The 12187-nt window shown below is 28.3% G+C and carries 13 protein-coding genes; 1 reads left to right on the top strand and 12 read right to left on the bottom strand.

Going from position 1 to position 12187, the window contains the following annotated elements; all coding sequences use genetic code 11:
• Positions 1 to 383 precede the first annotated feature (383 nt).
• Entirely contained in the window at positions 384 to 863 is a 480-nt protein-coding gene (locus HRT41_14635; protein ID NQY25257.1) for a hypothetical protein, read from the top strand.
• 51 nt (positions 864 to 914) lie between these two features.
• Here the strand turns inward: HRT41_14635 and HRT41_14630 are convergent, their stop codons facing one another.
• The 12 genes from HRT41_14630 to HRT41_14575 all read right to left on the bottom strand — a co-directional run bounded on the left by HRT41_14630 (position 915) and on the right by HRT41_14575 (position 12075).
• On the bottom strand, positions 915 to 1643 hold the full coding sequence (locus tag HRT41_14630; protein ID NQY25256.1) for a hypothetical protein: 729 nt from the start codon (positions 1641 to 1643) through the stop codon (positions 915 to 917).
• A 41-nt stretch (positions 1644 to 1684) separates the two neighbouring features.
• Positions 1685 to 2200, bottom strand: coding sequence for an S-ribosylhomocysteine lyase (luxS, locus tag HRT41_14625; protein NQY25255.1), 516 nt, complete (start codon positions 2198 to 2200; stop codon positions 1685 to 1687).
• A gap of 64 nt (positions 2201 to 2264) precedes the next feature.
• Positions 2265 to 2918, bottom strand: coding sequence for a carbonic anhydrase (locus HRT41_14620; GenBank protein ID NQY25254.1), 654 nt, complete (start codon positions 2916 to 2918; stop codon positions 2265 to 2267).
• Between the two features lie 49 nt (positions 2919 to 2967).
• Positions 2968 to 5148: a cache domain-containing protein gene (locus tag HRT41_14615; GenBank protein ID NQY25253.1), complete on the bottom strand. Its 2181-nt coding sequence runs from the start codon at positions 5146 to 5148 to the stop codon at positions 2968 to 2970.
• Positions 5132 to 5818, bottom strand: a complete 687-nt coding sequence (locus tag HRT41_14610; protein ID NQY25252.1) for a response regulator — start codon at positions 5816 to 5818, stop codon at positions 5132 to 5134. The genes HRT41_14615 and HRT41_14610 overlap by 17 nt, the downstream gene beginning before the upstream one ends.
• Positions 5819 to 5846: 28 nt before the next feature.
• Positions 5847 to 7361 carry a tripartite tricarboxylate transporter permease gene (locus tag HRT41_14605; GenBank protein ID NQY25251.1) on the bottom strand — a complete coding sequence of 505 codons (1515 nt, stop codon included), beginning with the start codon at positions 7359 to 7361 and terminating at the stop codon, positions 5847 to 5849.
• A complete protein-coding gene (locus HRT41_14600) occupies positions 7358 to 7843 on the bottom strand; it encodes a tripartite tricarboxylate transporter TctB family protein (protein ID NQY25250.1) in 486 nt (161 codons plus the stop codon). The genes HRT41_14605 and HRT41_14600 overlap by 4 nt, the downstream gene beginning before the upstream one ends.
• A gap of 39 nt (positions 7844 to 7882) precedes the next feature.
• Entirely contained in the window at positions 7883 to 8854 is a 972-nt protein-coding gene (locus HRT41_14595; GenBank protein ID NQY25249.1) for a tripartite tricarboxylate transporter substrate binding protein, read from the bottom strand.
• 273 nt (positions 8855 to 9127) lie between these two features.
• Positions 9128 to 9517: a 30S ribosomal protein S9 gene (gene rpsI / locus HRT41_14590; GenBank protein NQY25248.1), complete on the bottom strand. Its 390-nt coding sequence runs from the start codon at positions 9515 to 9517 to the stop codon at positions 9128 to 9130.
• A gap of 2 nt (positions 9518 to 9519) precedes the next feature.
• Complete coding sequence (rplM, locus tag HRT41_14585) at positions 9520 to 9942, bottom strand: 50S ribosomal protein L13 (GenBank protein ID NQY25247.1); 423 nt, start codon at positions 9940 to 9942, stop codon at positions 9520 to 9522.
• A gap of 82 nt (positions 9943 to 10024) precedes the next feature.
• On the bottom strand, positions 10025 to 11407 hold the full coding sequence (locus HRT41_14580) for a sensor histidine kinase (protein NQY25246.1): 1383 nt from the start codon (positions 11405 to 11407) through the stop codon (positions 10025 to 10027).
• Complete coding sequence (locus tag HRT41_14575) at positions 11404 to 12075, bottom strand: response regulator transcription factor (protein ID NQY25245.1); 672 nt, start codon at positions 12073 to 12075, stop codon at positions 11404 to 11406. The genes HRT41_14580 and HRT41_14575 overlap by 4 nt, the downstream gene beginning before the upstream one ends.
• Positions 12076 to 12187 lie beyond the last annotated feature (112 nt).

The following is a 12187-nucleotide window of genomic DNA, read 5'->3' as shown; positions in this document are numbered from 1 at the left end:
GTCAAGCTCTTCATCGCTGATAATACTGCAGGGTCCCCTTGTCGGAAACGTAGGCCGTTGCCAGATTTAAGTATTTTTATAAAGCTTATATAAATTTCAACTTTAGTTGTTTTTTATATAAGCTTTTTTTTTGCCTTTTTTTTATTACTTTATATTAATAAATAGGATTTTATACCTACTATCTTCAATGTTTATCTTATTACCTAGTTCCTCTAGTCTTTATTATCTATTTTTAGTATATTATTAATATTATAGAGGTAGATATATTTTCTTCTATCATTAAAAACCTTATTGATACTATAAAATAGTAATTTTAATAAAGCTTATCAACTTAGTATTAAGTAAAATAAGATAAGATATAGAAATATTTTACAAGGTTATGAATGTTAGAAAAAATACTAAATTATTGTTTTGCTAAATCTAAACAACCCGTACTTTTTAAAGACTTATTGGTTGCTAACTCTCGTTTTAATGAGGGTTTACAAGTTGATAATATTAAATTAGGCTACAGATTAAAAATTGGACGTGCTTATATTGTATATCTCTTATATGCTACCTTAGTCGTTCTTCCTATGGCATTAATAGCACATACTACTTTTGCTAATTTGGATTCTCATGCTTCTATTTTAGCTTCAATTGTATTTACAGCAACTGTTTTTATATTGTTTAATTTTTTTAAGGTATGGTTGAAAGATAGAATGGCAAGTAAAGTCATAGAAGAATCTTGGATGATTCATTTTCCATTTTTTGAATATAAAGAATACAAATACAAAGTAGAAGAAATTTTTCAAAAAGCCATGAAAGAAGAAGTAGTAAAAAAAGATTTACAACGATATGTATTGGATAGTTTAGTAGAAGATTAAAAGTAAAACTGTTTTTAGTAAAACTTAAGTTTTCTGCATTTCAAAATTTTTTTAATCATGAAGAGCTCTTGCTTCTTTATTTCTTGTTTTTTTTAACTCCATATCTATATATTTTGCATTTATATCCTTCAAAGACATAAAAGCAAGGGTTTGTTTCTTTTTTATGGGTTTTATTTCATAAATAAAAAAACCAGCTTCGTACAAAGATAAACGTATAGGAGTTGCAACAGAGTAGGTAGTTAAAACACTGTTTTTATTACACAGTTTATAAATATCTTTAAAATATTCTACTGTCCATAACTCAGAATTGACCTCAGATGAAAATGCATCTTGATATATTATGTCAATATTATCTAAAGTCTTTATATAAGCTCTAGCATCACCAATATGCAGATTGATGCAAATAGTATCATCTTTATAAAATTTATGTCTTGATAGGGCTGTAATGATATGCTGTATTTGATTGAATTGATCGGGAAAGTCAAAGTTCTCTAGAGATTTAATTAAAGCTTCATCAAATTCAGGGCTATAAAACTCTACACTTATATTTAATTTTTGCTCTTGTATGTAAAGAATGGTACAAAAAGTGTTATAACCTAAACCAAAACAAATATCCAATATTCGCAAATGTTTTTTATTTTTATGAAAATCAAAAGCAGGAATAACATGTTTACTTAGGGCTTCTTGTATTGCACCTGTTTTTATATCGTGGAAGTTTTGTTTATATTTGTTGGAGTATAAAGTATTGGAACCATCAAGTGTTTTAATTAAATTTTTCATTTAAAAGAAAAGGGATTAAATAAAATTTAATCCCATTTAAACTAGATTCCTAAATCTTTCATTTTTGTTTCTGTTAAAAACAGGTCTTTATTAGACATTACACCAATATCATGAGCTAAGATATCTTTTGCAATTTCTTTAGCTTCAGGCAGTGAATGCATTTCACAGGTACCACATTGGTATAAGTTTAGTTCTGGAATATCGTCTTGAGATTTTACATCTAAAACATCTTGCATAGCATTTTTCCAAGCCTTACCAACTGTTACTTCATCAGGTGCTCCTAATAAACTCATGTAAAAACCAGTTCTACATCCCATAGGAGAAACATCAATAATTTCAACTGTCTTAGAATTTAAATGTGTTCTAATAAAACCTGCAAATAAGTGCTCCAGTGTATGAATTCCTCTTTCACTTAACATTTTTTCATTGGGAACACAAAAACGTAAATCAAATACTGTAATAGTATCTCCTGAGGGTGATTTCATAGTTTTTGCTACTCTAACTGCTGGAGCTGGCATAATTGTATGATCTACTCTAAATGAATCTAATAATGGCATGGTATATCCTTAAACATAATTTGTTAAGAGAATATTAGCTAAATATTGATGAAAAAAGCTTTAGTTAGTATTTAAAATCTTCATAGTTAATAATATCTCTAAAATGTTTATTTTCTTCATCATAATACTCAATTTTTGCACCTTCTAAGTGTATATACCAAGCATGCAGTTTAATACTCTTATTTAATAATTTTTCTTTTATAGCCGGATAAGTATGCAAGTTTTCAACCTGGCATAAAACAGAATTTTTCTCCATGGCTCTTTCTTTTTCTTCTTTGTTTTCATAGGTTTTTTTCAAGGTAATCTCTTTTGCTTTAAGACCCAGCTTTAACCATTTTTTTATATTAATAAAGTGTTGATGATTTGGAATTTCTTCAAAAAGGCTTTTGCAAGCGCCACAATGTGAGTGCCCACATACAATAATATGTTTGACATTTAAAACAGATACAGCGTATTCAATAGCACTTGCTGTTCCATGAAAACTCGCATCATCATTAAAAGGCGGAACAAAATTTCCAATATTTCTTAAGACAAATAAATCCCCTGGTTTTGAACCCAACATTAAATCAGGTGTGATTCTACTGTCACAACAAGAAATGAATAAAACTTCTGGTTTTTGTCCATATTTAATTAAATCCGTAATTTCATCTTCATAATCAACATAGTGGTATTTTTTAAAAAGTTCGTTTCCTCGAACAAGGTTTTTAATAATATTCATAGAAAAATTTTAATATAAAAAAATGTATAAAAAATAAAATCTCTTCTTATTACACTTTTATTTTAAACAAAGCACCTTTATTGGTGTTTTCAGCTGTTATACTTCCATTCATTTTATTTTCAATAATTAATTGTGTCATGTATAAACCAATACCTGTTCCATATTCAAATTTGGTTGTGAAATAGGGATCAAATATTTTTTTAATAATACTTTCATCAATACCACCTGCATTGTCTTCTATGCATAAAACATTTTTATTTTCTAGGTAAATTTTGATGATAGGATCTTTTATCTTTTTTTCAATTAGGATATCTTTTGCATTTGAAATAATATTAAGAATTGCTTGTGAATATTCATTTCTGTAAGCATATAATTCTATATCATCACATAAGTTTATTTGCAATGAAATATGGTGATAATCAAGAGTTGATTGAATGATTTTTGCCGTATCTCTCATGGAATCCTTTAAAGAAAAAAGTTCTTTTTTTGCATTTGGATTAAAAAAGTTTCTAAAATCATCAATTGTTTTTGACATATATTCAATTAAATCATTGGCTTCATTTACTCTGTTCTGTAGATATTCTTTATTTAATTCTTTGTACATATAAGCAGATTCAATATCTACAAATAAACCAGATACTTGTGATAGAGGCTGTCTCCATTGGTGGGCAATATTTCCAATCATTTCACCCATAGCAGCCATTTTAGATTTTTGAATTAATAATTTTTCTTGTTTTTCTTTCTCCACTTTTAATAAGGTTCGTTCAGTAATATCCCTTAAGGATGCAAAAAGTAATTGCTGTTTTTCATTTGTATAAATAACTGCATCCAATTCTATGGTTTTGATTTGGTGATTTTTTATTTTCATTTTTACTGTTTTACGTATGGATTTTGTTTTTAATAAAGCTTGTAATTCAAGTTCAAAAAAGAGTTCAAAAAAGTCTTTTTTCAAAATCTCTTTTTCAGTAAAAGAAGATACTTTTAAAGCCGTTTTATTAAAGTTGATAATTTTTGCACTTTTTGTACTCAGTTCTGAAATTAAAAAAGCGTCATTACTGTGATTAAATAAAAGATGGTATTTTTCTTCATTTAAAATGACATTCTTTTTATAGTTTTCAAATATTAAGGTAATCTTTTTGGTAAATAAGAAAGAAAATACGAAAAAAATCAAAGTAATAATAGTAATAACAACAATCAAAGAAATGATTTTCTCATACATTTCTTCTTCTGCAGCCATTCTTTCTTTTTTTGATATTTTTTGAATATGAGATAAATCAACACCAGCAGATATAAAAAAACGCAAATGAGAAATAAATGTTCCGTAAAGTAAGCGTTCATTATCTTGATAAAAAATATAATCATTGCCTTTATAATTGGTATTGATTAATAAGTCATTCATTGCTTTTTTATCTATTAATGAGCTGAGAATATTTTTTTCTATTAATAAAGTACTTTCTTCTTTTATATTATTTAGAGAATTAATGTAATATAAAAAAACAAATTCTTCTTTATTATAGGAAAGGTTAGATATTTTTTTTAAAATAGTTTTTTTCAGTTTTTCATTACTTTTGTCAACAAAACTTCCCGAACCAATAATTATGCCTAATTCTTTTAAATGAGTGGAATAAGTAATCTTTTTAGAAGTAAGGGTCGAGTTTGGTTTATACCAGGTGTATTCAACATAATTTTGTTTATTTTGTTCTGCATGAATTATTTTTTTTATAAACTCTGAACCATTTATATCTTTTGAGCTGAAATAGTTTTTATTTTCATCTTTTTTATTTTCACTGTTTAATATTAGGTCACCTTGCATATTAAGTATAAAATAATTGATATCATTGGATTTTTGTGACATTTGATTAAGAGAGGATTTAATAAATAATATTTGTTCTTTTTTACTTAAATATTGTGTTTTGTTGTACAAAGAATGGGCTAAATTATAAGCAACAATTGCCTGATTTTTGATACGCTCTTTTTTATTATTTAAAATAGAAAGTTCTTCAAAGGTTATATCATTCTTAAGATTTTCTACGCTTGTTTTGATATAAAACTTTTCACGTTCAATTAACGTACTTTCAAAACTATTAATACGGGTTTTAAAATTGTCGTATTGTGTTTTAATTAGGACAAAACCTATAATAGTAGCAACAGTTAAAATAATGATAGTAGAAGAAAGCAGGGTAATTTTTTTTATTCCCTGTTCTGTGTTTAATTTATAGTTTTTTCTCAAGATTTAATTTATATCCCATATTTGAAATGTTTTTGATACAGTTAAAGGGTATTTTCTTTCTTAAAAACCCAATAGTTGTACGCAAAGAGTTTAAACTCATGTATTCATTTTCCCAAACTTTTTGTTCGATCTCTTCATAGGAGACTATTCTATTTTTATTTAAAACCAAGAGTTTTAAAAATAGTAATTCTTTTTTATTTAAATCTAAGGCTTTATTATGATTATAAAATAATGAAGTATTGTTATCAAAATAAAAATTTTCATCTAACGTGATTTTAAAATCAAGTTCAAGTTCTAAAGCATTCACTGCTTTTGTTAAAGCAGGGAGTAAATTTCTATTGGTTAAAGGTTTGATAATATATTTTTCTAAATTGAGTTCAATGGCAGCCATTAGATAAGATTTATCTGAAAATGCAGTAGATACAATGATTTTTGTATTCTGGTCTTTTTCTCGTATTTTTTTACTTAAAGTGATGCCATCCATTTTTGGCATATTAATATCGGTAAGAATAATATCTGGGTGGTATTTTTTATAAAGAGCATAACCTTCTTCCCCATCACTTGCAAGAAAAAGTTCATTAAACATACGATTTAAAAAACGGGCATTAATAGTTCTTACGCCTTCATCATCTTCAACGTATAAAATAGTGTATTTTTTAAATTTGTCCATGAGATAAAACCCTTAAAAAGGAAAGCAATTAAGCTTTACCTTTTTTAAGTTTACCATAAACTTCACCTAAGAGTGGCATTAATAGTAATATAATGGTAATAATTAAAATCGTAAATGTAATTGGTCTTTCCCAAAGAAAAGCCAAAGAACCATCATGAATAGTTAATGCTCGTCTTAAGTTATCTTCCATCATTCCACCTAAAATAAATCCTAAAATCATAGGAGCCATTGGAAAATCAATAATTCTAATGAATAAAGCAACTACTGCAAACATTGTCATCATGTAAATATCAAAAGTATTAAAAGTTACTAAATATACTCCAATTAAAGAAAAGAAGATAATTAGTGGCAATAATAATTTTTTTGGCAAGGTTAATAATCTTGCAATATAGGGAATTAATGGTAAATTAAGAACCAGTAATACAACATTTCCAATATACATAGAAATAATAACAGACCAGAATAATTCTGGATTATCTACATACATAGTAGGTCCTGGTTGAATTCCATAAGAAATTAAAGCACCTAAAATAATAGCAGTTGTACCTGATCCTGGAATTCCAAGTGTTAATAAAGGAACAAAAGAACCAGAACAAGCGGCATTATTTGCAGCTTCAGGAGCTGCAAGTCCTCTAAGACTCCCTTTTCCAAATTTAAGTTTTTCTTTTGCACTTGCAAAAGAACGCTCCATTCCATAAGCTAAAAAGGATGCAATAGTTGCTCCTGCTCCTGGAAGAACACCTACAAAGAAACCAAGTACTGAAGATCTAGCTACCGTTGGCGCCATTTCTCTTACTTCTGCTCTTGTGATTTTTAAAGAACCAATAGAAGCATTTAAATCATCAATTTCTTTTTGTGTTTGTTCTTTATTGTCCAAAATATTCATCATTGCTTCACTTAATGCAAAGGCCGCCATTGCAAGAAGTAAAAATGAAATTCCATCAATTAAATCTAAGCGCCCAAAAGTAAATCTTGGTAATCCAGAATCTGAATCTGTTCCTACAGTTGCAAGCATAAGACCAAAAATAGTCATAATTGCAGCTTTTAGGAATTTTCCTTTTCCTGCAAATGCTGCCACTGCAGTAAGTCCAAGAACCATAAGTGCAAAATAATCTGAAGATTGAAAAGACAAAGATACTTTTGCTAATGCAGGTGCTGCAATTAATAAAAATACTGCTGCTATTGTTCCACCTGTAAAAGATGAGTATGCGGCAATGGCAAGTGCTTTTCCTGCATGACCAGACTTAGCCAAAGGATAACCATCAAAAGAGGAGGCGACCGTACCTGCGACCCCTGGGGCATTGATTAAAATCGAAGAAGTAGACCCTCCAAAAATAGCACCATAATAAACACCTGCTATTAAAATTAAACCAGATGATGGTTCCATTCCATAAGTAATTGGTATCATTAGTGCAATCGCAGAAATAGGCCCAAGTCCTGGCAACATTCCAATGAATGTACCTGCTAAACAACCAATAACTACCATCATTATGTTGTAACTAGAAAGAGCTGTAGAAACTCCTTGTAAAATTCCTTCCATCATGATTCTTCTCCTCTAAAGTATTCAACAATTAATCCTGGATCTATATATACGCCTAATACATTATTAAGCAGTAAATAAAATCCTACGGAAACTCCAACGGATATTAATAGTATTCTTTTTATATTTTTCTCTTTTAAAAGTACAAAACCAATTATTAAGAATATAATAGTTGATATAATAAAACCTAAACTTCTAATTGTAAATCCGTAAAATAACATTGCTGCAACAAAATAGCTTGTTGTTTTAAAATCCAACGTTTTTAAATATGCTGCTGTTATATATTCACCGTCTTTATCTGTAAAAGAGAATATAAGTATCAATAATGAGATTATAATTCCAGATATTCCAATATAATATGGAAAAGTGGAAGCACTCATTACTTCAAAATGGCTTCCTGGCATTTTTTTTATGTTAAATACGTTTAAAAAATAAAAACATGAAAATGCTAAAAAGAATATCGATCCTATGGTATTTTTGTTCATAATTTTCCTTTATATAAATAGAAGGGCAAGCCCTCTATTTTATAAAAATCCCATTTCAGTCATAAGTGAACCAATCACTTTTTCTTGACTTTCTAAGAAACTTTTAAATTCACTAGTTGGTTTATATAAATTTGCCCAACCATTTCTTTTTCTAACTACTTCCCATTCAGGAGTGTCATACATTTTCTTTAAAACAGCAGCCATTGCATCAACTTTAGCTTGTGGTAAATTAGGAGCTGCAAAGAAACCTCTCCAGTTTGCAAAATATGCATCTACACCCATGCTTTTAAATGATGGAATTCCTTCGATTGATGTATCAGCAGTAACACCAATAATTTTTAATTGACCCTTCATATGTTTGTCTAAAACTTCACCAAGACCAGTTGAAAGAACATCTACTTCACCAGTTAATAAACCAGCCATTGCTTTTCCACCTGCATCATAAGGTACATATCTTACAGATGTTGGATTTCCACCAGCTGCTTTAAATATTTGTGCTGCAACTAAATGATCCATAGAACCTCTTGAAGATCCACCAGCTATTTTAACTGTTCGTGGGTTTTTTTCAAATGCTGCTTTAACATCTGCCCATGTTTGGTATTTAGAATCTTTTCTAACAACTAAAACACCATAATCAGCAATAACAGAACCAACCAAGGTTAAATCTCTAAACGATTGAGGAAATACACCTTGTAGAGACCTAATTACAATAGGAGTTGAATTAACCATTAAAGTATTTTTTTGTTTTTTTGCAGTTTCAATGATATAAGCAATAGCTTTACCACCACCACCACCACTCATGTTTTCAAAAGAAGTTTGATTAACTAAACCTGATTTCTTTAATGCTTCACCAACACCTCTAGCAGTTCCATCCCAACCACCACCAGCTCCACCAGGAATTAAGAAGTGAATCTTCTCAACATCTGCTGCAACACCACTAGTAGCCATACCAGTAACTAATAGTCCAGCCAGTGCTAAACTTTTAACCGTTTTCGTAAAAATTTGTTTCATAGTAATCCTTTAATTAATTCTATATCTTAAAAGTATAAAGCAATAAAATGTAAAAAAAATAAAATCCTTAAATTTTTATACATTTTATTGTTTTAGGACCATGAAAAAAGTAATTATAATGCAGGGATAATAAGTAATGAGGGAATAAAATTAAATTATTTTATAAAAAGAAAGAGTTTTAAATAGTTTATATAAATGTATGAAAAATTTGACATAAAAAAAGGGGAGCAATAAATGCTCCCCTTTTTTGAAAATAGAATAAAATTTGTTCGATTATCTTTTTGAGAACTGAACAGACTTTCTTGCTTTTTTTCTACCGTATTTTTTTCTTTCAACTGATCTAGCATCTCTTGTTAATAAACCAAATGGTTTAACAAGAACTCTAAATTGCTCATCATAAGCAACTAAAGCTTTAGAAATACCATGTCTAACAGCATCAGCTTGAGCAGAGTAACCTCCACCTAAAGTTTTGATTACTAAATTAACAGAAGTTTCTTGTTTAGTTACTTCTAAAGGTTGCATAACTCTTTTTTTGATAGCTTCGTGACCACCTAACCATACGTCTAAAGACAGGCCATTTACAGTGATTTCACCTTTTCCTGCTTCTAACCATACTTTAGCTATTGCAGATTTTCTTTTACCAGTTGCATAAATTTTTGCCATAATTAAGATCCTTTAATTTGCGCAGTATGAGGGTGCTCTGCATCTGCATATACTTTTAATTTCTTGATCATAACTTTACCAAGTTTTGTTTTAGGTAACATCCCTCTAGTTGCTAATCTGAATAATTTTTCTGGATTGCTAACTAACATTTCAGACATTTTATGAGTTTTTGTACTACCAAAATACCCTGAGTGTGTGAAATATTCTTTTTGCTCCATTTTTTTACCAGTAAATCTAGCTTTAGAAGCATTGATAATTACAACATAATCACCACAATCAACGTGTGGTGTAAAGTTAACTTTATCTTTACCTCTTAAAATAGTCGCAACTTCAGTAATAATTCTACCAAATACTTTGTCAGTAGCATCAATTACGTGCCATGCTCTTTGAATTTCATTAGCTTTCGCCATTTGAGTAAATTTCATTTATTATCTCCGATTCGATTAATGAGGTGGCATAATAAACTATTTACACTTAAGTATTGCTTAAATTAAGTAAGATTTAATTTTATTTCTTGAATTTAATTATAAACCTAGATCCAAGACTAAGTACACTTTGAATTTCAAGAGAAAAACCATGTATTTTAATAATACTATTAACAATAAAAAGTCCTAAACCAAGAGAGTTATTCCATGTATTATGGGAAACTCTGTAAAATTTAGAGGTTATTAGTTTTAATTCTTTTTCCCCAATACCAATTCCAAAGTCCTCTACAATTATTTCATCTTCACTTAAATAAATATTGATTTTCTCTTCTGAATATTTAAGTGCGTTTTCTAAAAGGTTAGATAAGACAATATTAAACATAGTTTCATCTACTTCAATATCTAGCTTACCTTCTATGATATTGATCTCTCTGTGCTTATATTTGGCTTCTAAATCACTAATGATTTCTTCGCAAAGTTTATTAATAGATATTTTTTTTACCTGAAGTTTTTGTTTGCCTTCATCCAGTTTAAGGGACAAACGAATAGTATCTATAATCGAAGTCATTTTATTGGCATTGGCATTAATTTTATGTAAAAATTTTTCTTTTATTTCATGGGGCAAATCTCTGTCATTTAAAATGGTTTCTGTGTATCCAGAAATAATAGCAATAGGATTTTTAAATTCATGAGAGATAGCTGAAATAATTTCGTCTTTTTGCCTGTTTGCTAATTTTAGTTTTGCGGTTTGTTTTGCTTTTTGTTTGTCTCTTTTTGAAAGTTTATTAGACATAATATTTAAATATCTAGTAATTCTGTGAAACTCAACCGTATAAGATGATTCTATTTTATATTTATTTTTTTTATTGGATAAATCAATTAAAAAAGTTAGAATATTATTTGTTTCTTCTTTAATCTTATTTGAAATTCTGTAAGCAACAAAAAAAGCACCAATTAAAAATAGAAATACTATAGAGAATATTTGAAGAGCCAAAGAAACAAAGTTATCGCTGATTTGTTCAATATCATCTGCCATTCGTATATAAAGTGTTTCTCCGTGAAGGTTGATTTTTTTTGCAACATAAAGAAGCTCTTTATTTAGAGTATTGGAAAAACGTATTTTACTTCCTATTCCTAACTTTTTGGCCCTAACTATTTCATATCGTTTTGCATGATTTTCCATAAGTTTTTTGTCTTCATCACTTTCGGCTAATACAATTCCGTTTTTATCAATAATTGTGATTCTTAAGTTTGTAGCTTTTTTAAGGTTCTGTACTTGTAAGTCTAAGCTGTGAGTATTTACTAATAATGCAGAAAAAGTATCAATATTTTGACTTAAATTGTATTTAATTTGTTCAATATAAATTGATTTGGACCAATAATAGGTTGTTACTGAAATGGCCAATAACAAAAAAAGAAATAACATAGAAAAAGTACGTAAAAAAAGTTGATGAATTTTAATCAAAATATATATCCTTCTCCTCTAACAGATTTGATGTAATCTTTTGTTCCTTGCGGGTCTATTTTTGTTTTTAAACGGTTTAAAGCAACATTTACTGTTTTTAGTTTTTTATCATAAGAATCTTTCCATACACTTTCAAGTAAATACTCTCTTGATAATAAAATATCTTTGTTTTTAAAAAATTCCAGTAATAAATCATGTTCTAATTGGGTTAAATCTATTTCTTCGTTCTCAATGAAAAATCTTTTTTTCTGAGATTTGTAAACAATGTCTTTTATTTTTAATACATCAATTTTTTTATTACTTCTTTTTAGTACAGCTTTAATTCTTGCATTTAATTCTTTAATTTTAAAAGGTTTGGTAATATAATCGTCTGCATAATGTTCAAAACCTTCAAGAATATCTTCATCTTTGTCTTTTGCGGTCAAATAAATAACGGGGTAGTTATATCCCTTATCTCTAATATCTGCAATAAAGGTTGTTCCATCAATTCCAGGTAAATTCCTATCCATTAAGATGAGATGAATGGTTTCTTCTTCAATAACTTCATAGAGTTGTTTGTTTACATTTAAAAAACCAATAGTTTCATAATTTTCTTTTTGTAAGGTATATTCCAGAAGTTCTAAAATATCTTCTTCATCTTCAACAATTAATATTAAACTTTTGTCCATTAAAGACCTTTCAAATGCTTTTATTTATTTTATTATCTTTTACTTTAAAGAGAATTATTAATTCAATATTATGAGGTTAATTTGTGAATTTACTTGGATGTTAATATTCTAA

It is taken from the genome of Campylobacteraceae bacterium, from assembly GCA_013215945.1.
Lineage (GTDB): Bacteria > Campylobacterota > Campylobacteria > Campylobacterales > Arcobacteraceae > NORP36.
Note: the sequence above shows the minus strand (reverse complement) of the source record. Positions and strands in the feature narration are given on the sequence as shown.